This window comes from Acidovorax sp. GW460-11-11-14-LB4 (genome assembly GCF_059423685.1).
Genome location: NZ_JBWKYJ010000001.1, coordinates 129,617 through 154,605, shown reverse-complemented (window position 1 = coordinate 154,605; position 24,989 = coordinate 129,617). Strand labels below are relative to the sequence as shown.

The window sequence follows — 24,989 nt, the reverse complement described above, 5'->3', positions numbered from 1 at the left end:
AGTTAGGCAAGTGTACCAGTGCGCCAGCAAGAACAGGGCCAACGCAACGCCGGCGCGGCGTAGGTGAAACCCGGTCTACGCACGGGCCACGACGGACTCGGGCAGCTGCTGCAGCGCCACCAGCGCCTCGGCATCGGTGCGGTACATGGCCAGCCCTGGGCCCGGCTTCAGCAACCCCGCCTGCCGCAAGACCCGCTCTGCCGGCAGCTTCAGTCCGCTCAGATGCAATGTTCCACCCCGCAGTTCCATTTGCGCCAGCAACTGGGCGAAGGTTTCCACGCCGGTCACATCGATGCGGTTGATGGGCTGCGCCAGCAGACACAGGTGCAGCACCTCGGGGTGGGCGGCCAGGTGTTCGGTCACGCGCCGCTCCAGAGCGCTGGCAGAGGCAAAGTCCAGCTCCGCGTCCATGCGGAGCGCCAGCAGCCGGGGTGCCAGTGGCGGCAAGTGCCACAGGTGCCGGTCGCGCAGGCTCCCATCAGGGTGCAGGCCCACTTCAATGATGCGCGGGTGCAGTCGCTGGTAGAGAAAGTGGCTCAGATTCATCAGCAAGCCCACCAGCACGCCCCAGTACATGCGCGGCGCCGTGGCCAGGGTCAGGGCAAAGGTGACGCCGCCGATCACTGCCTCTACCCGCGACACCCGCCACAGCCTCATCAGGGTGCCCGGTTTGATGAGGCTGGTGACAGCCGTGACCACGACCGCCGCCAGCACCGACTGTGGCACGTGGTACAGCGCGGGCGTCAGCCACAGCAGCACGACCAGCACCAGGCTGATCGCAAACAGTGTGGCCCAGCCCGTCTTGGCACCTGCGTAGAGGTTGATGGCCGAGCGCGAAAACGACGCACTCGTGGCAAAACTGCCGCACAGGCCACTGCTGATCTTGGCCAAGCCCTGGCCAATCAGGTCCTGGTTTTCGTTCCACTGCTCCTTGGAGCGCTGACTTTCCACCTTGGCGCTCGATGCCGTCTCCAGAAAGCTCACCAGCGTCACCACCAGCACGGGCATGACCAATGCACTGAAGCTGGACCAGGGCAGGGCGCCGGGCCAATAGGGCGCTGGCAAGCCCGATGGCAAGGCGCCCACCACTGCGCCACCTGCATCGGCATAACCCAGGGCCCAGCTCAGAGCACCCGCAGCACCCACCACCACGATGGCCGCCGGGAACTGGGGCAACACGCGGCGCGCCAGCATCAGCAAAGCGAGGCTTCCCAGGCCGAAGCCCGCTGCAGTCAGGTCGAACAGCCCCAGTGATGGCGTAGACAGCAGGGCGCCCCAGTCGGCAGCCCGCAACCCGGTCAGTGCACCCAACTGCGACCCCAGGATCAGCAAGGCCGCCGCCTGCGTAAAACCATTGAGTACGGGTGAGGTCACGAGGTTGAGCAACCAGCCAAAGCGCGCCATGCCCATCACCATCTGCAGCAGACCCGACAGCAGGGCCATCCATGCCGCCAGGGCCACCCACTGCGCACTGCCTGGCTCGGCCAGGCCGGTGAGCGAGGCGCCGATCAGCAAACTGGTGAGCGCCGTGGGCCCCACCCCCAGCCGGGTGGATGAACTGAACAGCACGGCGACCAACGCCGGAATCAGCGATGCGTAAATGCCCGTGACCAGCGGCATGCCCGCCAGCGCCGCATAGGCCACACCCTGCGGCACAAGCATCAGCCCTACCGTCATGCCCGCCCAGAACTCTCCTTTGAGCAGTTGTCGGTCAGGGCGGGGCCATTTCAAAAAAGGAAGCCAACGGGCGAGCGAAGACACGGTCATGCCCCGATTGTCACCCGCTCAGCAGGGACTGCGGTCGATGCGCGGCTGGCGTTGCCGTCCTACAAGCACTTCGGCGATGTCCGACCCGCAAGCCGCGGCCCGCTGCCTACAGTGAGGTCATGTTTCAACCGCAAGGAGTCATTGCATGAACCCCAAGAATCTGATCGACCGTCCCGCCCATCGCGTTGCGAGCATTCTGGCCGTGAGTGCCCTGGCCTTGGGCCTGGCCGCCTGCAACAAGACCGAAGAGCCCACCGTGGGCCAGCGCCTGGACTCTGCCGTCGAAAAGACCGAACAAGCCGCAGCTGACGCACGTGTGAAGGCCGAGGGCGCGATGCAGAACGCAGAGAACAAGATGGAACAGGGCGCGGCCAATGCGGAAGCCACGGCCAAACAGGCAGCCAACTCTGCCAAGGGCGTGATCGACGATGCCACCATCACCGCCCAGGTGAGCGCGGGCTTGGCCAAGGACCCCGACCTGAGCGCCGTCAAGATCAATGTAGACACTGTCAACGGCAAGGTCACGCTGAACGGGCCCGCACCCTCCACGGTGGCCCGTGACCGCGCCGAGACCATCGCCAAGGGCGTGAGTGGCGTGACCTCGGTGAACAACCAGCTGGTCGTAACGGCTGGTTAATGCCAACCTGCAGGGCTTGTGGTGCATGCATCCCAAGCCCTGCGGTGTGATCGCCAATCGATCTAAGCGCCGCCCGGGTCACTCCGGGCGGCGCGCTACCATGGCTGGCATGAAAGACCACGACATTGATCTTGCCACCCATATCGTCCACCACGACTACCAGCCTCCCGCCGGGTTTGTAGCCCCCCAACCAGGGGTTTTCAAGGCCTCCACCGTCATCTTTCCCAGCGTTGCGGCCATGCGCTCGCGCGAGTGGAAAGACAAAAGCGGCTACACCTACGGGCTGCACGGCACGCCCACGACCTTCATCCTCGAAGAGCGCCTGTGTGCGCTGGAGGGCGGTCTGCAGTGTGTGCTGGTGCCCAGTGGCTTGGCGGCCATTGCCAACGTGGGGTTGGCGCTCCTCAAGCCCGGCGATGAGGTGCTGATTCCCGACAACGCCTACGGGCCCGGCAAGGATCTGGCCAATGGCGAACTCGCCCGGTTCGGGATCACCCATGTGTTTTACGACCCGTTGGATCCGGCCGACCTGGCTGCCCGCATCACGCCGGCCACCCGTCTGGTCTGGCTGGAGGCGCCGGGCTCTGTCAGCATGGAGTTTCCGGACCTGTGCGAGCAGGTGCGCATTTGCCGCGATAGGGGCGTGACAACCGCGCTGGACAACACCTGGGGCGCGGGCCTGGCGTTTGCGCCCTTTGACCTGACGGGCGACGGCAGCCTGGGGGTGGACATCTCGGCCCATGCGCTCACCAAGTATCCGAGCGGTGGAGGTGATGTGCTCATGGGCAGCGTGATCACGCGCGACCCGGGCCTGCACATGAAGATCAAGCTGACGCACATGCGGCTGGGACTGGGCGTGGGGGCCAACGACGCCGAGGCCGTGCTGCGTGCGCTGCCCAGCATCGGACTGCGCTATCGCGCCCACGATGACGCTGCCCGCCAGCTGGCGCGGTGGTTTCAGCAGCAACCCGTCATTGCGCAAGTGCTGCACCCCGCGCTGGAAGGCGCGCCCGGCCATGCGCACTGGAAGGCCCTGTGTGGTGCCGCTCACGGCGGGCAGGGGCTGGCAGCTGGCCTGTTCAGCGTGATGATCGACGCCCGGTACACGCAACAGCAGGTGGATGCCTTCTGCGACGGCTTGCGCTTGTTCAAGCTGGGCTACAGCTGGGGCGGCCCCATGAGCCTGGTCGTCCCTTACAACATTGCCAGTATGCGCAGTCGGCCGCCCGCCCATTTGAAGCCTGGCACGCTGGTGCGGTTTTCGATCGGCCTGGAGGCTGTGGAGGACCTGCGGCGCGACCTGCAACAGGCGATGGAACGCGCCTTAACCCAGGGCTGAGCGGCCTCGGCAAGGGTCCGGCGCGGCCCACTGCCGCTGGATTTCGTGTGGGATACGGGCTTTCCTCAGTGGCGCAGCCGAACGGGCGGGCTTAGTGTGGCGGCATGAACGCGACATCCTCCAAGCCTGCGCCGGACACCCTTGGCACCCCAGACACCTCCGAGGCCCGGCAGGCTGAGGCCATTGCCGACCGCGTGAAGGCCCAGACCGCCCAGCCCGTGCAGCTGCAGCCGTTGCGCGTGGCCGACCCCTTCCGGTGGCTGCGGCGCGGCCTGGACGATGTGCGCGCCGCGCCGGGCATTGCTGTTTTCTATGGCGTGTGCTTCTGGGTCATGGCGGGGGTGCTGGGCTGGGTGTTCCGCACGCGGCCTGAATACACCATGTCGCTCGCCAGTGGCTGTCTGCTGGTGGGGCCTTTTCTGGCCATGGGGCTTTACGACACCAGCCGTCGGCGCGAGGCGGGCCTGAAGCCGCAGCTGAGCGAATCCCTTACCTGCTGGGACAGCCACATGGGCAGCATGGGCATGCTGGTGCTGGTGCTGGTGGTGCTGGAGCTGCTTTGGGGCAGGGCCTCGCTGGTGGTGTTTGCCGTGTTCTTCAACACCGGCATGCCCTCGACCACCGGTGTGCTGCAGGCGGTGTTCAACCCGCAGAACTGGAGCTTTGTGGCGGTGTACACGGTGGTGGGCGGTGTGTTTGCGGCGCTGGTGTTTTCCACCTCCGTGGTGTCCATCCCCATGATTCTGGACCGCGACACCGACGCGCTGACTGCGGGCATCACCAGCATGCGTGTGGTGATTGAAAACCCCGGCGTGATGCTGCTGTGGGGCGCATTGATCACCCTCATCGTGGCCGTCTCGCTGTGGTTTTGGGGGGTGGGCCTGGTGCTGGCGGGGCCTGTGCTGGGCTTTGCCAGCTGGCATGCGTACCGAGCTGCCGTCATTCCGCTGCAGCGCACCCCGGCAGGGGCCTGAAAACCCCGTCCTGTTACAGTGAGTCTCAACTTCAGGAAGCAACTACCTTGGCAACACCCAACTACGGATACGAAAAACGCCAGCGCGAACTCGCCAAAAAACAAAAAAAGGAAGAGAAGCTGAGGGCCAAAACACAGCGCAGGCCGAACGATCCGCATGGGGATGACCAGCCCGCTGACGACCAGCCAGCGGGCGCTGCAGGCCATCCCGAGCAGCCTGCAGGCTGAGTGACCTGGCTGCGTCACAGGGGTCCGCTGCACCAATCGCCGCGCCCTGTGCATCTGCGGTCTCTGGCGGTCTGCAGCGTTGCAAATACTCTCAATAGCTACGGCTATTGCTGCGTTTTGCGCCTGGCAGCCCCTCCCGATCTGCAGCGCACACTGACCGCTCGATTCGCGCAGCGAATCCCTAACGCAGCAGCTTTTTGAGTTCTGGCCACACGTTGGCCAGCATTTGCGGATGCGCTTCGGCGCGAGGGTGAATGCGGTCGGGCTGGAACAGGCGGGTCGGGTCCGGTCCGTCAGCCACACCCTTCAAGAAAAATGGCACCACAGCCGCCTTGTGGGCCTGCGCCACGGTGGTGAACAGGCCCGCAAACTTGTTCGCGTAGTCGGTGCCATAGTTGGGCGGCACCTGTATACCCACCAGCAAGACCTTGGCCCCGGCCTTTTGCGCCGCCTGGGTCATCCAGGCCAGGTTCTCTTCGGTGTTCTTGAGCGGCAGGCCGCGCAGGGCATCGTTGCCCCCCAGTTCAATCACCACATGGCTGGGCTTGTGCTGCGCGAGCAGTGCAGCCAGGCGCGAGCGGCCGCCCGAGGTGGTCTCGCCGCTCACGCTGGCATTGACCACGGTGGCAGCAAGCTTGTCTTGCGCCAGTTGTTTTTCCAGCAGTGCCACCCAGCCCGTGCCCCGCGCCAGGCCGTATTCGGCGCTGAGCGAATCCCCCAGCACCAGAATCACGGAAGGGTGTCCGGCAGTCCCTGCCTTGGCGGCGGCCTGCGCAAAGGCTATGGGCGCACAAAGCCCCACCACCAGGCCGATAGATGCGCTCAGGATAAAGTGGCGCCGTTGCTGCAGATTGCGAATCAAAGTAAAGAGCCTTTCATGTCCGAACCCTCCCCACTGCCCAAGACACCCCCAGCCACCCCCATCATTGCCGTGGAGCATGTGTTCAAGTCGGTGACGGATTCCACCGGAACCCTCGACATTCTGCGGGATATCGATTTCCGCCTGGCAGCCAGGGAAACGGCGGCCATCGTTGGCGCCTCGGGGTCGGGCAAGAGCACGCTGCTGTCCATCATCGCGGGTCTCGATACCCCCACGCGCGGAACGGTGCGGCTGGACGGCCACGACCTGTTTGCCATCGATGAAGATGCGCGGGCTGCATTGCGGGCCCAGAAGGTGGGTTTTGTGTTCCAGAGCTTCCAGCTCATGGGCAACCTCACAGCGCTGGAGAACGTCATGCTGCCGCTGGAGCTGGCCGACCGCCGCGATGCACGCAAAGCCGCCACCGAGATGCTGGCGCGCGTGGGGCTGGGGCAGCGCCTGTCACACTACCCCAAGGTGCTGTCGGGCGGCGAGCAGCAGCGCGTGGCCCTGGCCCGGGCGTTTGTGGTGCAGCCTGCCGTGCTACTGGCCGATGAGCCCACGGGCAGCCTGGACTTTGCGACCGGCGAAACCATCATGAAGCTCATGTTCGAGCTCAATCGCGAGTTGGGCACAACGCTGGTGCTGGTGACCCACGACCGCGCGATCGCCGCGCAGTGCGAGCGGCGCATCACGATCGATGCAGGGCGCGTGGTGTGAGTGGTGGGCGGGGTTTTTGAGTGTTTTGGGCCGCAGGCGCTAGTGAAACATGCGCAAGCAGCTATGAATTTGATAGTGGTCTGAGGGAGTGGGCTGCGCCCAGCGGATAATCCCCCCATGTCCAGCCCCAAAGTTCTCTTCGGCTTTCACGCCGTGGGCGTGCGTCTGAAGACCGCGCCGCAATCCATCATCGAGATTTACTACGAAGCCACGCGCCGCGATGCACGCATGCGCCAGTTTCTCGACCGTGCCCGCGAGGCCGGTGCCCGCCTCATCGAAGCCGACAGCGTGCGCATTGCCAAGCTGGCGGGCAGCCATGGCCACCAGGGGGTGGCCGCGCGCGTGGAGCCCGTGGCGCAGGTCACCTCGCTCGATGAGCTGCTGGAAAACCTCGAAGCCGCAGGCATCGAGCAGCCCCTGCTGCTGGTGCTGGACGGCGTGACCGACCCGCACAACCTGGGCGCCTGCCTGCGCGTGGCCGACGGCGCGGGTGCCCATGCCGTCATCGCCCCCAAGGACCACGCCGTGGGCATCAACGCCACTGTGGCCAAGGTGGCCAGCGGTGCGGCGGAGACCATGCCGTATTTCATGGTCACCAACCTCTCGCGCACCCTGAACGAACTCAAGGAGCGCAACATCTGGTGCATCGGCACCAGCGACGATGCGCCCAAGACCATTTATCAGGTGGACCTGAAAGGCCCCGTGGCCCTGGTGCTGGGCGCCGAGGGCGACGGCATGCGCCAGCTCACGCGCAAGACCTGCGATGAGCTGGTCAGCATCCCCATGAAGGGCGCGGTCGAGAGCCTGAACGTGTCCGTGGCCAGCGGCGTGTGCCTGTACGAGGCGCTGCGCCAGAGGACTTGATCCTCGGCCCGCTGGCTCCACCGGGGAAGGCACCATGCTGGACACCGTGAAAGCCTGGGTCCGGCAAAGCCAGCGCATCGCCGTGCTGACGGGCGCCGGGGTCAGCGCCGAATCTGGCGTGCCCACCTTCCGCGATGCGCAGACGGGGTACTGGGCGCAGTTTCGCCCCGAAGACATGGCGACCGAGGCAGGCTTTCGCGCCCACCCACAGCGGGTGTGGGACTGGTACCAGTACCGGCGCGACCTGCTGGCTGGCGTGTCGCCCAACGCAGGGCATCTGGCGCTGGCCGACTTTCAGCGCCGCCACCCCGACTGCATCACCCTCATCACCCAGAACGTGGACGGGCTGCACCAGCGCGCGGGCAGCACCGGCGTGCTGTGCCTGCACGGCGACATTTTTCAGGACCGCTGGCTCGACACCCCGCGCAACTGCTGCTTCATCGACCACGCAGTGGCCGGCCACCCGCCGTACTGCGACCGCTGCGGCAACCTGCTGCGTCCGGGCGTGGTGTGGTTTGGAGAGCCTTTGCCGCTGGCGACGTTGGAGGCCGCCGAACAGGCGGCCAACCAGTGCGACCTGATGCTGGTGGTGGGCACGGCCGGTGCGGTGTATCCCGCAGCCAGTCTGGCCCACCAGGCTCGGGCCGCCGGTGCCAGGGTGGTGGTGCTCAACCCCGCGCCCAGTGCGTTGGACGATGCAGCGCACGCGGTGCTGCGCGGCACGGCGGCGACGGTGCTGCCGCAGTTGCTGGGCGATTGAGCGGGTGTGCGTGGCGCAGGCGCTCAGTCCCGGGTTGCGCGGTGCTGCAGGGGCTCACACGCTGTCGAATCCCGGTAGAAACCCTGATTTGACGTACTCCTGCCACCCTTTGTCGCACAGCTGACAGGCGGGGAGGCGCTCTGGCCGGTAGCCTGCCCCACCTTTGTTTTATCTGCCCTGCACACCATGAGCCGTCGCCACTTTCTTTTGCGTGCCACCCAGGCCGTTGCCGCCACTGGCCTGCCCGCATGGGCCCACACCGCGATGGCGGCCGAGGAGGCGTTGACTGCGCGCTCCATCACCCTGGGCTGTTCCATTGCCCTGACGGGCCCGCTCGGCCAGGCAGGCATTGAGCAGGTGGCGGGCATGAAGGCCGCGTTTGCCGAGGTGAATGCCGCTGGCGGCGTGTTGGGCCGCGAAATCCGCATGGAGGTCAAGGACGACGGCTACGTGGCTGCGCGCACGCTCAAGAACGTGACCGACATGGTCGATGCTCAGTCGGTGTTCGCGCTCATCTCGCCGCTGGGCACGGCCAACACCGCGTCCATCCTGCCGCTCATCGAGTCCAAGGGAATCCCCACCGTGGGCCCGGTGACCGGCGCCACATCGCTGCGTGCGGCGGCCAACAAGCACGTGTTCTTCCTGCGCCCCAGCTACCGCGAAGAAACCCAGCGCCTGGTCAAGCAGATCGTGGAGATGGGCCTCAAGCGCATTGCGGTGGTGTATCTGGACAACCCGTTTGGCAAAGAGGTGCTCAAGGACATGTCCACCGCGCTGGACGAGATCAAGGTCGAGCGCGGCGGCGAGTTTGCGCTGGCCGTGGACGGCAAGAACGGCGCCGAGCTGGCCGATAAGGTGGCGGCCGAGCGCCCCGGCGCCGTGCTGCTGGCCACCACGGGCACGGCCAACACCGCGTTTGTGCAGGCCTTCCGCGCCAAGGCGCAAGGTGTGCCGCTGGCAGGCCTGTCCGTCACGGTGATCTCGTCGGAGCTGCCCAAGCTGGCTGCCTCCACGCGTGGCCTGGCGCTGGTGCAAGTGTTCCCCGACGCCAATTCGCAAAAATCGGTGGCGGTGCGCAAGTTCCAGGCCACGATGAAGGCGACTGGCGGCGACCCGGCATTCCTGAACAGCAACAGCGCGCTGGAGGGCTGGCTCAACGCCCAGATCATGATCGAAGGCCTGAAGAACGCAGGCAAGGAGCCCACGCGCGAACGCCTGCGCGCCGGGCTGATGGCCATCCGGTCTCTGTCGTTTGGCGACTTCAACGTGGGCTTTGGCAACAAGGCGCCCTACATCGGCTCGGACGCCATCTACCTGGCGATCTACGCGGAGAACGGTCGCCGGATCAGCTGATGGGCCGAGGGGGCGTCATTCCATTCAGCCCGCAACCCGTCAAGCCATACGCCTAGGGCCTGCGCACGCGCGGGCCCTTTTTTGTTGGGTTCAGCCTTGGGTGCTGGCAGCGTCCAGCTGGGACAGTGCATCGCTGTCCAGTTGCAGCTGGGTGGCCTTGACCAACTCGTGCAGCTGGGCCACCGACGTGGCGCTGGCAATGGGTGCGGTGATGCCCGGTTGCACCATCTGCCAGGCCACGGCCACTTGGCCGGGCGTGGCGTTGTAGCGGTGTGCGACGGCGTCCAGCGCCGCCAGAATGCGCAGCCCCCGGTCGTTGAGGTACTTGGCCGTGGTGTTGGCGCCGCGTGCGCTCTTGGTGGCGTCGGCTGCCGTGCGGTATTTGCCGGTGAGGAACCCGGCTGCCAGCGCGTAGAAGTTGATCACGCCGACCTGCTGCTGCACACACAGCGGCTGCAGCGCGTCTTCAAACACGGCACGGTCATACAGGTTGAACAGCGGCTGCAGGCTTTCGTAGCGCGGCAGGCCCAGGCGTTCGCTGGTCTGCAGCGCCTCCTGCAAGCGCGCGGCGCTGTAGTTGGAGGCGCCAATGGCACGCACTTTGCCGGCGCGGATGAGGTCGGCATACGCGCCCAGTGTGTCGGCCAGCGGCACGGTGGTGTCGTCGTCGTGTGACTGGTACAGGTCGATGTGGTCGGTCTGCAGCCGCTGCAGCGATGCCTCCACCGCCTGGCGGATGTAGGCGGGGCGCAGGCCCACCTTGCCATCCCCCATGCCCTTGCCCACCTTGGTGGCCAGCACGATGCGATGGCGCTTGCCGCTGCGCTTGAGCCAGCGGCCGATCGCCGATTCGGATTCACCCCCTGTGTGCCCTGGCGCCCAGCGCGAGTACACATCGGCGGTGTCGATGAAGTTGAAGCCTGCGTCCACCCACGCGTCGAGCAGTGCGAACGAGGTGGCTTCATCGGCCGTCCAGCCAAACACATTGCCGCCAAAACACAAGGGCGAGACCTGCAGGCCCGAGCGGCCGAGGGAACGGAGTTGCATGGATGTGCCTTTCAAAAAAGAGAAAGAAATCGTGCCAGTTGCCGGGGTTGCGCAGCGCACCCCGGCCTTCCAAACCGTCAGACCAGCCCCAGCGCACCCAGCAGTGCACCGGCGCCCAGCATCCACAGCAGGTGCAGCTTGGTGCGCCACACCAGCACCGTGGCCGTGGCGGTCAGCAGCCACAGGGGCCAGTCGGTGGTCCATTCGCCATGAGCGCGCGCCAGCACCCAGGACGTAGCCACCAGCAGGCCGATCACCACCGGGGCCATGCCTTGCTTGAACGCGCGCACGCCGCGCCGCTCGCGGTTGCGGTGGCCCCAGCGCGTGGCCGTCCAGGTCAGCAGGCTGCTGGGCAGCATCACGCCCAGCATGCACACCGCCATGCCCAGCGCGCCCAGCAGCCAGCCAGCCACACCGGGGCCGCCTGCGTTGATGCCCACGTTCCAGCCCAGCAGGGCGATGAACAGCACATTGGGGCCCGGTGCGGCCTGGGCGATGGCGATGGAGGCGTTGAACTGCGGGTCGGTCAGCCACGCCTGGCGTTCGACCAGAAAGCGGTGCATGTCGGGCGCGGTGGCAATGGCGCCACCCACCGCCAGCAGCGACAGCGACAGGTAGTACAGGAACAGGTTGAACCAGTCGCCGATGCTCAGGGCCATCAGCGGCGCGGTGAGGGGGGCGGTGCTGCTCATGGTGCGAGCTTTCTCCAGGTCAGCAGGCAGGCGGCCCCGCCGATCACCGGCAGGATCCAGAACAGCGGCCAGCGCAGCCAGGCCATGGCCACGATGGTCAGCGCCGTGATGGCCAGGCACAGGGGGCGGCCGAGCGGATGGTTGCGGATGGAGACAAACAGCTTGATACCCACCCCGGCAATCAGGCCTGCCGCCACGGCCCCCATGCCACGCAACGCGCCTGCCACGGCCGGTTGGGCAGAGAACTGCGCATACACCAGCGCCAGCGCCAGCACCAGCATCAGCGGAAACGTCAGCATGCCCGCCAGCGCGGCAAACGCGCCGCGCAGGCCAAAGTAGCGGTCCCCGATCATGATGCTGAGGTTGACCACGTTGGGGCCCGGCATGATCTGCGCCACGGCCCAGTCTTCGACAAACTCCTCATTCGTCATCCAGCGTTTTTTCTCCACCAGTTCGCGCTGCACGACCGCCAGAACACCGCCAAAACCCTGCAGCGCCAGCCAGGTGAAGGACCAAAACAGATCGGTCGGGTTGCGGGGCTGCGGGCGCGCAGGCGTCTCGGTGGGGGGGGGTGAGGCGGTGGCGGGTGCCATGGGTGCAAGATTCAGTGAAAAGTGGCTGATGCGCCGGTAATTCATTCCTTGATAGCTATCATTGTGATAGCTGTTCGGTGATGCGGCGGCCCCCGTGATGTTACGCGCGCATGGGGCGGTGCGCTGGCGTCGGGGCGTCGTCATCGGGCAAGCCCGGGGCGGCCATTGGTGCACGCGCGCAAGTCGGTGTGCCGCTATGCTGCCGAGTGGTACGCCCTCTGGGCCCTGGATTCATCCATAGAGACAAGGACACCCCATGAAACTCATTCGATACGGCCAGCCTGGTGCAGAACGCCCCGGTCTGGTGGACGCCCAAGGCACGCTGCGCGACCTGTCCATGCTGTTGCCCGATATCGGCCCCGCGCAGCTCAGCCCGCGCGCCCTGTCGGCGCTGGCCGCCATTGACGCGCGCCGCCTGCCTGCCGTCTACGGCTCGCCCCGCCTGGGCAGTCCGGTGGGCGGTGTGGGCAAGATCGTGTGCGTGGGCCTCAACTATGCCGACCACGCCAAGGAGGCGGGCATGCAGCCACCCGCCGAGCCGGTGCTGTTCATGAAGGCCGTGACCGCGCTGAGCGGCCCCAACGATGATGTGCGGATACCGCCCGGCGCCACCAAGACCGACTGGGAGGTGGAGCTGGGCATCGTCATCGGCACCCGCGCCCGCCATGTGTCCGAGGCCGACGCGCTGGCCCATGTCGCCGGTTATGTGCTGGCCAACGATGTGTCCGAGCGCGCCTGGCAGTTGGAGCGTGGCGGGCAGTGGGACAAGGGCAAAAGCTACGACACCTTCGCGCCCATCGGCCCCTGGCTGGTGACGGCCGATGAGGTGGCCGACCCCCACGCCATCGACCTGTGGCTGGAGGTGAATGGCCAACGTGTGCAAAACGGCAGCACGCACAATTTCATTTTTGGCGTGCCCACCGTGGTGTCGTACATCAGCCAGTTCATGACCCTGGAGCCGGGTGACCTCATCCTGAGCGGCACGCCTGCAGGCGTGGGCCTGGGGCAAAAGCCCGCGCCGTGGTTCCTCAAGCCTGGTGATGTGGTGCGCCTGGGCGCCACGGGGCTGGGCGAGCAGCTGCAAAAGTGCGTGGGTGGGTGAGACTGGCTGAGACCAACACAGGGCGTAGTGTGGTCACGCATACCCGAGGGGCTTTGTGGTAGGCCCATCGGGCTTCGTCAGGCCAGCTTGCCCTTGAGCGCATGCCCCTGGGTGCGCCAGCCCGCTTGGTCTGCATGTGCCACTTTGAAGACCTTGAGGTCCGCCTGGCTCTCGCGCTTGACCTTGAATATTTTGAAGCTGGCCTGGTTCTCGTAGTTCACAAAGAACCAGGACGCATCGCCTGTGGCTTGTGTGGCGTAGGCGACCTCGTGCCAGCACAGGTCGGCCTGGCTCTCGTAGGCCACTTCGCACACGCGTGCATCGGCCTGGTTCTCGTATTTCACTTCCAGAATTTTGGCCACGGGCGTCCTTTGGGTTGTAGGTCTGCTAGCGCTGGGAGCCTGCAAACGGCAGCCCTTTGCAGGTTTCAGCCGAGAGGTGGGCGGCAGCGCGGCCCACCAAGATAATCCAAAACCGCTGGCATCGTGTTGGCGGCGGTGCAAGAGGATGTAAGAGCCCGCTGCGGCTACCTGTTGGTTTGTCTTGTCGGGAGTGTGCATGTATGGTGCTGGCTTGTACCTTTGACTTTGGAAGCCCCCATGCCCCATACCGCGCGCCGTGCTCACACCGAGGGCCACCGCTCCGACCGCATTGGCTGGCTACGCGCCGCTGTGCTGGGGGCCAATGACGGCATCGTGTCCACCGCCAGCCTGGTGTTGGGCGTGGCGGCTGCGCAATCGAGCCACTCCACCATCGTGGTGACGGCGGTCGCTGGGCTGGTGGCGGGCGCCATGTCGATGGCTGCGGGCGAATATGTGTCGGTGCATTCGCAGGCCGACACCGAAAAGGCAGACCTTGACCGCGAGCGCGCGGAGCTGGCCACAGACCCTGCTGCTGAGGCGCGCGAACTGACCGCCATCTACGTCGGCCGGGGCCTGACCCCCGAGCTGGCCCAGCAGGTGTCAGCGCAGCTGATGGCGCACGACGCGCTGGGCGCACACGCGCGAGACGAGTTGAATGTGTCCCCGGCGCTGGCTGCCCGTCCGGTGCAAGCGGCCCTTACATCAGCCGCCAGCTTTGCGGTAGGAGCAGCACTGCCGCTGGCTGTTGCCGTGGTGGCGCCCGCCAGCAGTCTGCTGTACGCGGTGGCGGGCTCGGCGCTGATCTTTTTGGCGCTGCTGGGGGCTGTGGCAGCCCGCACAGGTGGCGCAAGCATGGCCGTGGGGGCCTGGCGCGTGACCTTCTGGGGGGCTCTGGCCATGGCCATCACGGCGGGGGTGGGGGCGTGGTTTGGGGCGCCGGTGTGAAGACTACCAGCGCGCCCGCCGAACCACGGGCTGAGCGTGCACCCTATGAGGCGCTGGAGACGAAAATCGGAACCTGACAGGCCTGTAGCGCAAGTGAAATATGCGTTAACGGCTATCAAAGTAAGAGCATTTTGACGTCAATTCATGGCGCTGCGGCTGGCGATTTGCCCCAGCACCGTAGCCCCCGTCAGCCGTTGCTGCACGGTGGCCTGCACGGCCGGTGGTGCATCACGCAACAATGCGGGCCAGTCGGCCTGCGCCTGTTTCACCACATCCCGCAGCAGCGCCAGGTGCCGGGGCACGCGCAGCAGCCCGGCGGATTTCATCAGGCCTTCCATGTCATCCCAGGTGAGCGCCCGCAGGGTTTTGTCGATGGCTCGGTTCACGGCGTACTGCTGGTCTGGCACGCCATCAAAAAACGCGGCCACGCACACCGGGTCATACAGCGGGGCCAGTTGGGGCACGCGGCCGTCGGGGTAGATCAGGGCCCAGTTTTTCAGGTGGGCGTCGGTGTTGCCCATCAGGATGAAGGCCACCATGCGCGCGAGAAATTCTCGCGTGTCCTGCACCGGCTGCCGGCTCAGGCGGTTGAGCACACGCAGCATGGTGGCCCAGTCGTGCAATACCCCCTTGCCGTGCGACTTGCCGTATTTTTGGCGGGGCGTGTAGCCCAGCACCTGGTTGAACTCCTCCATGTGCACACGGGCGCCGCCGGGCAGGTGGTCAAAGCGCTGCACGGCCAGGATGTCGTTGAAGGGCACGGTGTCGGGCAGGTCGGCCTCGGCGCGGGTGATGACGCGCACATCGGCCACGTTCAGCCCCAGTGCCTTGCACAGCTGGTAGCCGGTGTACTCGTTTGCCACCAGGTCCGGGTGCGCGCTGGTAGGCAGCTTCAAAATCACGCTGCCCGCCGCGCCCTGGCGGTGCACGGTGTAGCGTCGGCCGTCCTGTACCGCGCTGAACTTGGTCCCCACGCCGGGGAGCGAGGCTGCGTCTTCCACCGGGAACTCCACAAACCCCGGCTCCAGCACATCCAGCCCCTGTGTGGTGTGCCAGTAGCGCACCACGTCCGGGATGCCGTCTTGCGCGGGCACGGGCTCCACCTCCAGCGCGCCCATCAGGTCATGGCCTGCAGCGGCCAGCAGCTCGAACTCGTCGTCGGGGCTGCAGCCGCGCTCGCGCGCCAGCCGCTCGCGGTTGTGGCCTTCGGGCAGCAGGTTCTGGAAGTACACGGGCCAGCGCCCATCGGTGCGCACCAGCCGCGCATCGCGTGCTGATGCCAGGATCTGCTGCGTGGCGGCCTCGTCCGCACCCTGGTAGCTGAGCGACAGGGTGGGGCGCTGCGGGTTGCGGATGTAGCTCTCGTCAAACGACACACGCAGGATGTCGCCGTATTGCGAGAGGTAGCCGATGGCCTCACGACGGTTGGCTGTTGTACCTGACTCGCCCGCACTGCCGTCCGCCTGCGGGGGGCGGTGCAGGTACAGGCGCAGGTAACGGATGGAGGTGCTCATGGGGCTTGGGCTGGGCAGTGCGGTAGGGTGGTGCGTCGTCAGGGTCAGCGGCGCAGGCTGTCCACCACCGAGGGCGGCGCATCCACCCCCTCGGGCTGGCCCAGAAACTTGCCACCGGCCTGAATGAATGCCTCCAGGCTGGGCCGCAGGCTGCTGGGTACGGCAATGATGTCCATGCCCAGCACCCGCGCCATTTCGGCCAGGGTGGAATAGCGGGGGTCCAGATCGCCGCCTTCGGTGCGCTGCACCGTCATGCGGGAGAGACCTGCACTTTCGGCCAACTGGGCCTGGGTCATCTGGTGGGCTTTGCGGGCGGCGGCGAGAGCGGGGATGAGATCGTTTGACATGATGATATTTATACTCTTTTTCAGAACAAAGAGTATATAAATATACAAATTGTCGCCGCCATGCTCGGTTTAGAGCGAAGCCAACGGAGGCAATACCTCGCTGCGCTCTGTGCAAAACCGCTGCGCCTCCTCCAGCAGCCACTCTTTCACCAGCTCCATTGCCGGGCTAGGGTGCGTGGTGGTCACAAACGAATAGGCCGCGCGCGATGTCACGCTGCGCCCCAGCAGCGGCACCAGGCGCCCGGCCTTCACATCCTGCAGCACCAGCGCGGCGCGGCCCATGGCAATGCCCTGGCCGGCCAGCGCGGCGCCCAGGGCGAGTTGAGACAGGTTGAACTGCTGGCCGCCCGCCCAGGGCGGTGGCGTGGCGCCCATCTGCGCATACCAGTGTTGCCATTCTTCATAGGTGTCTGCGCCGTCCCAGGCGCTACCGTCGTGCAGCAGCCATTCGCCGTGCAGATCGTCGGGCGCGCTGATGGGCGAGTGCCGGGCGAGAAACTCGGGGCTGGCCACAGGGATTAGCCATTCGTCCAGGAACACGGTGGCATTCAGGTCGCGGTAACCACCCAGGTCAAAGCGCACGGCGGCTTCCACGCCGTCGCGCACCATGCGGGTGCGGTCCAGGGTGTGGAACTCGCCAAATACGCGCAGCCCGGTATGGGGGTGCTGGCGAAAGAAGTCGCCCAGCCGGGGGGTGAGCCAGCTCATGGCAAACGAGGGCGAGCAGCTCAGCGTGGCGGTGGCGGCCTCTGCGGGCTGGCGCATCTGGGCCAGGGTGCTTTCGATGGCGTCAAAGCTCTCGCGCAGCACCACGGCCAGCCATTTGCCCTCGGGCGTAGGCACCAGGGCGCGAGGCGTGCGCAAGAACAGCGGGCGGCGCAGCCAGTCTTCGAGCTGCTTGACCTGCTGGCTCACGGCGCCCTGGGTGATGCACAGCTCGGCCGCCGCCTTGGTGAAGCTGCCGTGGCGGGCGGCTGCATCAAAACTGCGCAGCCAGGCGAGCAGGGAGGGGGAGAGGCGAATATCCATTATTAATACTAATGATGTGCTCAATATAAATGGTTTGTGACGGGGGCGTGACCGGCAAAGAATGGGGGCAACACTCTTCGAGACATAGCTGCCATGACGACTGCCGAAACCCAACCTGCCTTGGATGCCTTACTGACTGCCCGTTTGCGCAATGCCCAGCCTGCTTTGTGGACCAACTCGGCGCGGCAGGCACAGCCCTCCGCCGCGCTGTCTGCACTGGGCAGAACCATTAGTCTGGATGATACGCAAGGAGCGGCTGCCCGCCTGGCCCGTTTTGCCGGGCTGCTGGCGCAGGTGTTCCCCGAGCTCGCCGCCACCGGGGGCGTGGTGGAGTCGCCCTTGCTGCCTGCTGCGGCGCTGGCGCCTGCACTGGGCTTGGCCGAGGCGCAAGGGAGCCTTTTCATCAAGGCCGATCACAGCCTGCCCGTCGCTGGCTCCATCAAGGCGCGCGGCGGCATGCACGAGGTGCTGGAGTTTGCCGAGGGGCTGGCGCTGCAGCATGGTTTGGTAGAGCCCGGGGGCGACTACCGAGCGCTGGCGACGCCGCAGGCGCGCGAGCTGCTGGGTCGTTACCAGGTGGCGGTGGGTTCTACCGGCAACCTGGGCATGAGCATTGGTGTGGTGGCATCGGCCCTGGGCTTCCAGGCCACGGTGCACATGTCGGCCGATGCCAAGGAATGGAAGAAAGACCGCCTGCGCCAGCGTGGCGTGCAGGTGGTGGAGCACGCGGGCGACTACGAACGCGCCGTGGCCGCAGGCCGTGCCGAGGCGGCCAGCAACCCGCAGTGCCACTTTGTGGACGACGAGCAATCGTTCTCGCTGCTGCTGGGCTACAGCGCAGCGGCGCTGCACCTGCAAAAGCAACTGGCCGAGCAGGGCGTGGCGGTGGATGCCGAGCACCCGCTCATCGTCTACCTGCCCTGCGGTGTGGGCGGTGCGCCTGCAGGCATCACCTTTGGCCTGCGGCAGGTGCTGGGGCCGCATGTGCACTGTTTTTTTGCCGAGCCGGTGCAGTCGCCGTGCTTCATGGTGCAGATGACGGCCGATGCAACGCAAGGTGGGGGGCAGCACCCCTCGGTCTACGACTGGGGCCTGACCAATCGCACCGAGGCCGATGGCCTGGCCGTGCCGCGTGCGTCGCTGCTGGCCGCCGAACTGATGCGTCCGCTGCTGTCGGGTGTGTTCACCGTGGCCGACGACACTTTGTTTGGGCAGCTGGTGCGGGTGCTGGACGCCTTGGGCGAGCGCATCGAGCCCTCGGCTGCCGCAGGCTTCAGCGGCCCGGCCATGTTGACGGGTACCACGGCCGGGCAGGCCTGGCTGCGCAGCGCGGGCATTGAGGCCGTGCTGCACCAGGCCACCCACCTGGTGTGGACCACGGGCGGCCTGCTGGTGCCCGATGCGCAGTACCAGGGCTTTGTGCAGCGCGGGCGGGCCGTGCTGGCTGCGCAGGTCTGATGGGCCGCCACCTTTTTTCCTCCTTTTTTCTTTTCACTTTTTTATCTGGAGCCACGCCATGAACCGCAAGCAACTGCTTTTGTCTGCCGTCCTCTGTGCCGCCCTGGGGGCCACTGCGTGGACTCCGGCCATGGCGCAGGAGGCTGCGTTCCCCACCAAGCCGATCACGCTGGTGATTCCGTTCCCGCCCGGTGGCGCCACCGATGTGCTGGGGCGGCTGATTGGCAAGAAGCTGGGTGACAAGTTGGGCCAGAGCGTGGTGATCGACAACCGCGCGGGGGCGGGCACGGTGATCGGTGCTACGTCGGTGGCGCGGGCGGCGCCGGATGGCTACACGCTGCTCATGAGCTCGGGCACCACCTTCACCGTCAACCCCGCCGTGCGCGCCAAGCTGCCGTACGACCCGGTCAAGAGCTTTGACCCCATTGGCATCACGGGCCGCACGGGGTTGATTCTGCTGGCCAACAAGGATGTGCCAGCCAGCGACCTGAAGCAGTTCGTGGCCCTGGTGAAGGCGGCGCCCGACAAGTATTCGTATGGCTCGTTCGGCACGGGCACCACCTCGCAGTTTGCAGGCGAGATGTTCTTCCACGCGGCGGGTCTCAAGATCCAGCATGTGCCCTACAAGGGCAGCGCGCCTGCGATGACCGACCTGCTCGGCGGGCAAATCCCGTTCACGGTGGACACCGTATCGGCCGCGCTGCCGCAGCTCAAGGACGGCAAGATCAAGGCCATTGCGGTGACATCCGGCAAACGCTCGGCCCTGCTGCCCAAGGTGCCCACGCTGGCCGAGAGTGGCTACCCCGGCCTGGAGATGGACACCTGGCTGGCCATGGTGGCGCCGCGTGGCCTGCCACCGGCCGTGAAGTCACGCCTGGAGCTGGCGCTGGCCCAGGTGGTGTCGGACCCCGAAACGCGTGACAAGATGATCGCGGTGGGGTTCGAGCCGTCCTATGCTTCGTCCAAGGTGTTGGCCGAGCTGATCGACAAGGAGCTGCCGCTGATGCGCGCCATTGCTCAGCGCGCAGCCATCACCGCAGACTGAACCCGTGTGACCAGAACAAGGAGACAAGCCCGAGATGACCACAACAAGCGCCCAAGCCCTGGTTGAGCTGACCGCCAACGAACTGCTCCATCACATCGGTACGCGTGAGATTTCGCCGGTGGAGCTGCTCGACGCCTGCATCGCCCGCATCGAGGCGGTGAACCCGCATGTGAATGCCGTCACCGCCACCTGCTACGACCGCGCCCGCACCGAGGCCAAAGCGGCCGAGCAAGCCGCGCTGCGCGGCGAACCACTGGGCCTGCTGCATGGCCTGCCCATGGGCGTGAAGGACCTGGAGGCCACGGCGGGCTTGCTGACCACCTATGGATCGCAGATCTACCGTGAGCACATTCCGGCCGAGGACAACGTGCTGGTGGCGCGCTTGCGCGCGGCGGGCGCCATCGTCACGGGCAAGACCAACATCCCCGAGATGGGGGCGGGCGCCAATTCGCGCAACACCGTGTGGGGCGCTACGGGCAATCCGTTCAACCCCAACCTGAACGCTGGGGGCTCATCGGGCGGCTCGGCCGCTGCGCTGGCGTGCGACATGCTGCCGGTGTGTACGGGCTCGGACACGGGTGGGTCGCTGCGCATTCCTGCATCCATCTGCGGGGTGGTGGGCTTCCGGCCCTCGCCCGGCGTGGTGCCCAGCTCGCGCAAGCTGCTGGGCTGGACGCCGATTTCGGTGGTCGGCCCCATGGGCCGCACGGTGGAAGAGGCCTGTCTGCAGTTGGCGGCATCGGCGGGCATGTCGGCGGGCGACCCGCTGAGCTACCCGCTGGACCCGATGAGCTTCCTTCTGCCCGAAGCCGTGGACCTGAGTCGCCTGCGCGTGGCTTATACCGAGGACTTTGGTGCCTGCGCTGTGGACAACGGTATCCGTGCCGTGTTCCGCCGCAAGGTACAGGCCATGAAGCACCTGTTTGCGCGTTGCGACGCCATCGACATCGACCTGGGCGATGTGCACCGCTGCTTTGACGTGCTGCGCGCCGAAGCCTTTGTGGCCAGCACGCGCGAGGCCTACGAGCGCGACCCCGCCTCCCTGGGCCCCAACACCCGCGCCAACTACGAAATGGGCGCCGCCATGACGCTGCTCGACAGCGCCTGGGCGCAGGCCGAGCAGACACGCATCCTGGCGCGGTTCCAGGGGCTGTACGAAGAGTACGACGTGATCCTGGCGCCCACTACGCCGGTGTCGCCGTTTGCGTGGACCGAGCTGTTTGCCAGCCATATCAACGGCGAGCCGCAGGCCAACTACTACCGATGGCTGGCGTTGACTTATGTGACCACGCTCACCACCCACCCTGCGCTGAGCTTGCCGTGTGGGCTGGACGACGTCGGGATGCCGTTTGGCCTGCAGATCGTGGGCCGCTTCCGTGCCGACCGGCACACGCTGGGCGTGGGGCATGCGCTGGAGCAGGCGTTCAAGGGCATTGCAGGGCTGGCACGGCCCCGGCCCGACATCGCCAAGCTGATGCAAACCAATGCCGAACCCGCGCTGACCTCCATCGTGACCGTGGCACCCGACCCCCGCGACGCCCGCAGCCTGCCGCGCGACGACCGTGCGGCATCGGCCGCACAGGTGTCGGCCGTTTGAGCAGGAGGAGCAGATGCAAACCGTAGACACCATCGTCATCGGCGCAGGCATTGCCGGGGCCTCCGTGGCCTGGCAACTGGTGCAGTCCGGCGCGGCAGGGCAGGGCGCCAGCGTGCTGCTGCTGGAGCGCGAATCGCAGCCCGGCTATCACACCACCGGCCGCTCGGCCGCGCTGTACATGGCGACCTATGGCACGCCCAACATCCAGGCGCTGACGCGGGCGAGCCGCGCGTTTTACGACGCGCCGCCGGCGGAGTTTGGCGCTGACCCCATCCTCTCACCCCGGGGCGTGGTCTATGTGGCCGGGCCGGACCAGCTGGACCTGCTCAAGCAGACCTACGACGAAGCGCACGCCACCTCGCCCAATGTGCAATGGGTGGACAAGGCTGAGCTGCTGGCGATGCTGCCCTGCCTCAAACCCGAGGCTGTGGCAGCCGGCATGAGCGAGCCCGAGGCGGCCGACATTGATGTGAACGCCCTGCACCAGGGCTACCTGCGCGGCCTGCGCCAGCGCGGCGGCCAGGTGCTGACGAACGCCGAGGTCATGGCTGTGCGCCGCGAGGGTGATGTATGGCAAGTGACGCTGGCCGATGGGCGGGTGTTTGCTGCCCCCACCATCGTCAATGCTGCGGGCGCCTGGGCCGATGTGGTGGCGGGCCTGGCCGGTGTGCCACCCATCGGGCTGGAGCCGCGCCGCCGCACGGCATTCACCTTCCCGGTGCCCGAGGGCATGGATGCCACCCACTGGCCAGCCGTGATTGGCATCGACGAGAGCTTTTACTTCAAGCCCGACGCGGGGCAACTACTGGGCTCGCCGGCCAATGCCGACCCTACACATCCGCACGATGTGGTGCCGGAAGAGCTCGACGTGGCCACCGGGATTTATCACATCGAGGAAATGACCCGCTTCCAGATCCGCCGGCCGTCGCACACCTGGGCCGGGCTGCGCTCCTTCGTGTCGGATGGCGACATGGTGATCGGCTGGGACAACCACGTGCCCGGCTTCTTCTGGCTGGCCGGGCAGGGCGGATACGGGATTCAGAGCGCGGCGGGCGCCTCGTTGCTGGCGCGGCAACTGTTGCGGGGCGAGCCGCTGGCCGACGAGCTGGTGCGCGAGGGCCTGGGTGTGGAAGGGCTGTCGCCTGCGCGTTTGCGCTGAGGTGCCCAGACGGGAGGGGCTCAGCCTCTCAGGCGAAGGTGTTGACGTTGGTGCCCAGCGTGCCGCTGGTGGCCAGCTGGGGCTGGGGCATGGACTGCTGCATGGCGTCGATCATGGTGGCGGCCGATACGGCCTGCATGTCCAGCGCCTTTTTCAGTACCACCATGTTCAAGGCGTCCGACGTCTTGGCGCTGGCCAGATTGGTAGCGGTGTTGACGATGCTGTTGGTCAGGGCGACGTCCATGGTGACTCCTCGGGGCAATGGAGGGTTATCGGCGCGGCAGAACGCGGCTTGAGCGTTGTTACATGTTCAGCGGTCGTGGACCTGCTCTGTAGTGCTCCGCCTAGTCCAGCGCGGGTACCCCAAGGGCTGGGCAGGCGGCCAGGTCGGAGGCGTGGGTGTGTGGCAGCTGGCGGGCTGCGTCGCGCAAGGCGGTGCGCAGGCCTTCTTCCAGCGTGGGGTGATAGAAGGGCATGCCCAAGAGGTCGTGCACTGTCAGTTGCTGCTGCACGGCCAAGGCCAGCAGGTGCGCCAGGTGCTCGCCGTCAGGGGTGCACAGCTCGGCGCCCAGCAGGCGACCACTGGCATGGTCCGCATAGACGCACAGGCGTCCATGGTTGCGCTGGGCGGTGCGGGCACGGCCCTGGTTTGTGTAGCTGGCGGTGCCGGTGACGGTGCTGTGCGCGTCCATGTCGGCCACGCGCGGTCCCACCACGGCCACGTTGGGGTCGGCGAACACGATGGACAGCAAGGTGCGCCGCCGAAAGCGCGTGGGAGTGGTGGCCAGGGCGTTCAGGCCTGCAATATGGCCTTCATCGGCCGCCTCGTGCAGCAACGGGGCGTGGGTGTTGGCGTCACCCGCCAGAAACACCGGCAAATTGCCAATTTGCTGGGTTTGTGGGTCTACGGTGGGCAGGCCGCGCGCATCCAGCGGTACGCCCAGTGTCTCCAGTCCCAGGTGTTCAATATTGGGCACCCGGCCCATGGCGGCGATGACCTGGTCCACTACCACGCGGTTGGCGCCGCTGGCGACTTCAATGCCTCCAGGCACTTCGCGCAGCTGCGCCTCGGCGCCCATGTGCAGCACCATGTCCTGCTTGAGCAGGGCCGCCAGCTCGGCATTCAGCGTTGGGTCGCTCAAGCCAGCCAGCGTGTGGCCAGTGGTGAACGCAGCCACCTGCAGGCCCAACCGCGCGAGCGCTTGCGACAGCTCCACTCCAATCGGGCCCATGCCGATCACTGCAATGCGGGGGCCTAGGGTTGGTTGTTCGAACAAGGTGTCGGTGGTGAGCATGCGGTCGCCAAACGCCAGCCATGCCTCGGGCACACGGGGGCGTGATCCCGTGGCGATGATGATGCTGCGCGTGGCGTAAGCCGTGCCATCAATGTCCACCAAACGCGGCCCCAGCAGCGTGGCGCGCCCTGGCACCTGGTTGCTGCCCAGTTCATTGGTGGCTTTGAGGGCGCCCGCCACGAAGTCGTCGCGCAGTGCGCGCACGCGCTGGAGCACGGAAGGCAGGTCGGCGGTCAATGCACTGGCGCCCCGAAGGCCAAATGCTTCAAAGGTGTGGCGACGGTGAAAAGCGTTGGCCGCCTCGATCAGCGCTTTGGACGGCATGCAGCCCACGCGGGCGCAGGTAGTGCCCCAGGGGCCTTCATTGACAATGAGGTAGCGGTCGGTGCGCTTGCGCACTTCACGCAGCGCGGCCAGGCCCGCCGTGCCTGCGCCAATGATGATGGTGTCGAGCGGTTGGGCCATGGGGCTTTCTCGGAGTCTGAAAACCCGGAGTGTGACGCGCGAGCCGCCGCAACGTTGTAGGCGCACAGGCCGTTTCAGTGAGGCCGATGAGGGCGCTTGCGCGCATGTGAAAACCGAGCTTGTTGCCCTTTGGGGGCCGGGTCTCGGCGTCCGGTCAGGCCTCGGGGTCCGTCCAGCCCACTCGGCCTTGCCCGTGGTCGTTGATGCGTTGGACAAAAGGGGCGGCTTGCGTCTGGGGCAGGCGCAGCTGCAAGGTGACCAGCGTGCCATGCTGCACGTCCACCAATTCGGCGCCAGCAGCTTCAATTTCGCGGCGCAGCAGGCCTTCCAGGGCATAGGGCACCTGGCACTGCAGCAGGGCCATGCGCTGCAGCGTGACCTTGGGGGCCGTCAGCAGTGCCTGGGCAACGGTGTCGGTGTAGGCACGCACCAGGCCGCCCGCGCCCAGCTTGACGCCGCCAAAGTAGCGCACCACCGTGGCCAGCACGCCTTCCAGATCCTGGTGGCGCAACACGTCCAGCATAGGGCGGCCGGCGGTGCCGCCGGGCTCGCCGTCGTCCACTGCAGCCGACTGTCCGCCCGCCAGTAGCGCCCAGCAGATATGGGCTGCGCCAGGGTGTTGCTTCCACAGCGCATCCACTGCCGCCTGCGCGCTGGCGCGGTCGGCCATAGGCTGCACGCAGCCGATGAAGCGGCTTTTCTTGATGATGAGTTCGCTGTGCGCCGGGGCAGCCAGAGTCTGGGGCATGGGGCAGCGAGTGTACGGCGAGCGCTTTGGGTGCCAGCAGGGGGCCGTGTGTGACGGAAGTCACAGCCCGGACCCTGAAGGGTGTGGATCG

General features: G+C 66.5%; 26 protein-coding genes. 14 read left to right on the top strand and 12 right to left on the bottom strand.

What is annotated here, in order from left to right:
* Nucleotides 1-75 precede the first annotated feature (75 nt).
* Nucleotides 76-1,767 (bottom strand): SulP family inorganic anion transporter, encoded by a 1,692-nt coding sequence (locus AC07X4_RS00700; protein WP_494738926.1) that lies wholly within the window; start codon nt 1,765-1,767, stop codon nt 76-78.
* A 145-nt stretch (nt 1,768-1,912) separates the two neighbouring features.
* Between AC07X4_RS00700 and AC07X4_RS00695 the strand changes: the two genes are divergently transcribed.
* The 4 genes from AC07X4_RS00695 (at nt 1,913) to AC07X4_RS00680 (ending at nt 4,944) form a co-directional block, all read left to right on the top strand.
* Nucleotides 1,913-2,404 (top strand): BON domain-containing protein, encoded by a 492-nt coding sequence (locus AC07X4_RS00695; protein ID WP_288850431.1) that lies wholly within the window; start codon nt 1,913-1,915, stop codon nt 2,402-2,404.
* Nucleotides 2,405-2,504: 100 nt separating this feature from the next.
* Complete coding sequence (locus AC07X4_RS00690) at nt 2,505-3,743, top strand: PLP-dependent transferase (RefSeq protein WP_494738925.1); 1,239 nt, start codon at nt 2,505-2,507, stop codon at nt 3,741-3,743.
* A gap of 104 nt (nt 3,744-3,847) precedes the next feature.
* Nucleotides 3,848-4,717: a DUF2189 domain-containing protein gene (locus AC07X4_RS00685; RefSeq protein ID WP_244303693.1), complete on the top strand. Its 870-nt coding sequence runs from the start codon at nt 3,848-3,850 to the stop codon at nt 4,715-4,717.
* 47 nt (nt 4,718-4,764) lie between these two features.
* Entirely contained in the window at nt 4,765-4,944 is a 180-nt protein-coding gene (locus tag AC07X4_RS00680; protein WP_146870797.1) for a hypothetical protein, read from the top strand.
* Between the two features lie 181 nt (nt 4,945-5,125).
* Here the strand turns inward: AC07X4_RS00680 and AC07X4_RS00675 are convergent, their stop codons facing one another.
* Entirely contained in the window at nt 5,126-5,806 is a 681-nt protein-coding gene (locus tag AC07X4_RS00675; RefSeq protein ID WP_494738924.1) for an arylesterase, read from the bottom strand.
* A 15-nt stretch (nt 5,807-5,821) separates the two neighbouring features.
* Here AC07X4_RS00675 and AC07X4_RS00670 point away from each other — a divergent pair, with 15 nt between their 5' ends.
* The 4 genes from AC07X4_RS00670 to AC07X4_RS00655 all read left to right on the top strand — a co-directional run bounded on the left by AC07X4_RS00670 (nt 5,822) and on the right by AC07X4_RS00655 (nt 9,500).
* On the top strand, nt 5,822-6,523 hold the full coding sequence (locus AC07X4_RS00670; RefSeq protein WP_056063137.1) for an ABC transporter ATP-binding protein: 702 nt from the start codon (nt 5,822-5,824) through the stop codon (nt 6,521-6,523).
* Between the two features lie 117 nt (nt 6,524-6,640).
* Nucleotides 6,641-7,387 carry a 23S rRNA (guanosine(2251)-2'-O)-methyltransferase RlmB gene (rlmB, locus tag AC07X4_RS00665; RefSeq protein WP_056063133.1) on the top strand — a complete coding sequence of 249 codons (747 nt, stop codon included), beginning with the start codon at nt 6,641-6,643 and terminating at the stop codon, nt 7,385-7,387.
* 34 nt (nt 7,388-7,421) lie between these two features.
* On the top strand, nt 7,422-8,147 hold the full coding sequence (locus AC07X4_RS00660) for an SIR2 family NAD-dependent protein deacylase (protein WP_494738923.1): 726 nt from the start codon (nt 7,422-7,424) through the stop codon (nt 8,145-8,147).
* A 186-nt stretch (nt 8,148-8,333) separates the two neighbouring features.
* Nucleotides 8,334-9,500 (top strand): ABC transporter substrate-binding protein, encoded by a 1,167-nt coding sequence (locus AC07X4_RS00655; RefSeq protein ID WP_260667162.1) that lies wholly within the window; start codon nt 8,334-8,336, stop codon nt 9,498-9,500.
* A gap of 90 nt (nt 9,501-9,590) precedes the next feature.
* Here AC07X4_RS00655 and AC07X4_RS00650 read toward each other — a convergent pair whose 3' ends face one another.
* The 3 genes from AC07X4_RS00650 to AC07X4_RS00640 all read right to left on the bottom strand — a co-directional run bounded on the left by AC07X4_RS00650 (nt 9,591) and on the right by AC07X4_RS00640 (nt 11,832).
* On the bottom strand, nt 9,591-10,547 hold the full coding sequence (locus AC07X4_RS00650; protein ID WP_494738922.1) for an aldo/keto reductase: 957 nt from the start codon (nt 10,545-10,547) through the stop codon (nt 9,591-9,593).
* Nucleotides 10,548-10,624: 77 nt separating this feature from the next.
* On the bottom strand, nt 10,625-11,239 hold the full coding sequence (locus AC07X4_RS00645; protein ID WP_199170816.1) for a chromate transporter: 615 nt from the start codon (nt 11,237-11,239) through the stop codon (nt 10,625-10,627).
* Nucleotides 11,236-11,832 (bottom strand): chromate transporter, encoded by a 597-nt coding sequence (locus AC07X4_RS00640; protein ID WP_494738921.1) that lies wholly within the window; start codon nt 11,830-11,832, stop codon nt 11,236-11,238. The genes AC07X4_RS00645 and AC07X4_RS00640 overlap by 4 nt, the downstream gene beginning before the upstream one ends.
* A 256-nt stretch (nt 11,833-12,088) precedes the next feature.
* On the opposite strand from AC07X4_RS00640, the gene AC07X4_RS00635 reads away from it, so the two are divergent.
* Nucleotides 12,089-12,934, top strand: a complete 846-nt coding sequence (locus tag AC07X4_RS00635; protein WP_494738920.1) for a fumarylacetoacetate hydrolase family protein — start codon at nt 12,089-12,091, stop codon at nt 12,932-12,934.
* Between the two features lie 77 nt (nt 12,935-13,011).
* On the opposite strand, the gene AC07X4_RS00630 is transcribed toward AC07X4_RS00635, so the two are convergent.
* Complete coding sequence (locus tag AC07X4_RS00630; RefSeq protein ID WP_146870804.1) at nt 13,012-13,296, bottom strand: 7(1) septoil knot domain-containing protein; 285 nt, start codon at nt 13,294-13,296, stop codon at nt 13,012-13,014.
* A gap of 237 nt (nt 13,297-13,533) precedes the next feature.
* Here AC07X4_RS00630 and AC07X4_RS00625 point away from each other — a divergent pair, with 237 nt between their 5' ends.
* Nucleotides 13,534-14,241, top strand: a complete 708-nt coding sequence (locus AC07X4_RS00625) for a VIT1/CCC1 transporter family protein (RefSeq protein WP_494738919.1) — start codon at nt 13,534-13,536, stop codon at nt 14,239-14,241.
* A gap of 137 nt (nt 14,242-14,378) precedes the next feature.
* Here AC07X4_RS00625 and AC07X4_RS00620 read toward each other — a convergent pair whose 3' ends face one another.
* The 3 genes from AC07X4_RS00620 to AC07X4_RS00610 form a co-directional block, all read right to left on the bottom strand.
* On the bottom strand, nt 14,379-15,755 hold the full coding sequence (locus AC07X4_RS00620) for a type II toxin-antitoxin system HipA family toxin (RefSeq protein WP_494738918.1): 1,377 nt from the start codon (nt 15,753-15,755) through the stop codon (nt 14,379-14,381).
* Between the two features lie 44 nt (nt 15,756-15,799).
* Nucleotides 15,800-16,102, bottom strand: a complete 303-nt coding sequence (locus tag AC07X4_RS00615) for a helix-turn-helix transcriptional regulator (RefSeq protein WP_494738917.1) — start codon at nt 16,100-16,102, stop codon at nt 15,800-15,802.
* Between the two features lie 69 nt (nt 16,103-16,171).
* On the bottom strand, nt 16,172-17,131 hold the full coding sequence (locus AC07X4_RS00610) for a LysR substrate-binding domain-containing protein (protein WP_494738916.1): 960 nt from the start codon (nt 17,129-17,131) through the stop codon (nt 16,172-16,174).
* 93 nt (nt 17,132-17,224) lie between these two features.
* On the opposite strand from AC07X4_RS00610, the gene dsdA reads away from it, so the two are divergent.
* From dsdA to AC07X4_RS00590, 4 genes are read left to right on the top strand one after another with little or no spacing between them, the layout of a single operon-like run.
* A complete protein-coding gene (gene dsdA / locus AC07X4_RS00605) occupies nt 17,225-18,589 on the top strand; it encodes a D-serine ammonia-lyase (RefSeq protein ID WP_494738915.1) in 1,365 nt (454 codons plus the stop codon).
* A gap of 58 nt (nt 18,590-18,647) precedes the next feature.
* Nucleotides 18,648-19,634, top strand: a complete 987-nt coding sequence (locus AC07X4_RS00600) for a Bug family tripartite tricarboxylate transporter substrate binding protein (protein WP_494738914.1) — start codon at nt 18,648-18,650, stop codon at nt 19,632-19,634.
* 34 nt (nt 19,635-19,668) lie between these two features.
* Nucleotides 19,669-21,231, top strand: a complete 1,563-nt coding sequence (locus AC07X4_RS00595; RefSeq protein WP_494738913.1) for an amidase — start codon at nt 19,669-19,671, stop codon at nt 21,229-21,231.
* Nucleotides 21,232-21,244: 13 nt separating this feature from the next.
* The gene (locus AC07X4_RS00590; protein ID WP_494738912.1) at nt 21,245-22,390 is read left to right on the top strand and encodes an NAD(P)/FAD-dependent oxidoreductase; all 1,146 of its coding nucleotides are present in this window, start codon (nt 21,245-21,247) and stop codon (nt 22,388-22,390) included.
* A 28-nt stretch (nt 22,391-22,418) separates the two neighbouring features.
* On the opposite strand, the gene AC07X4_RS00585 is transcribed toward AC07X4_RS00590, so the two are convergent.
* From AC07X4_RS00585 to AC07X4_RS00575, 3 genes are all read right to left on the bottom strand, one after another.
* Nucleotides 22,419-22,634 carry a YjfB family protein gene (locus AC07X4_RS00585; protein ID WP_056744641.1) on the bottom strand — a complete coding sequence of 72 codons (216 nt, stop codon included), beginning with the start codon at nt 22,632-22,634 and terminating at the stop codon, nt 22,419-22,421.
* A 100-nt stretch (nt 22,635-22,734) separates the two neighbouring features.
* Nucleotides 22,735-24,150 (bottom strand): dihydrolipoyl dehydrogenase, encoded by a 1,416-nt coding sequence (locus tag AC07X4_RS00580; protein WP_494738911.1) that lies wholly within the window; start codon nt 24,148-24,150, stop codon nt 22,735-22,737.
* Between the two features lie 154 nt (nt 24,151-24,304).
* The gene (locus tag AC07X4_RS00575; protein WP_288850397.1) at nt 24,305-24,898 is read right to left on the bottom strand and encodes an IMPACT family protein; all 594 of its coding nucleotides are present in this window, start codon (nt 24,896-24,898) and stop codon (nt 24,305-24,307) included.
* Nucleotides 24,899-24,989 lie beyond the last annotated feature (91 nt).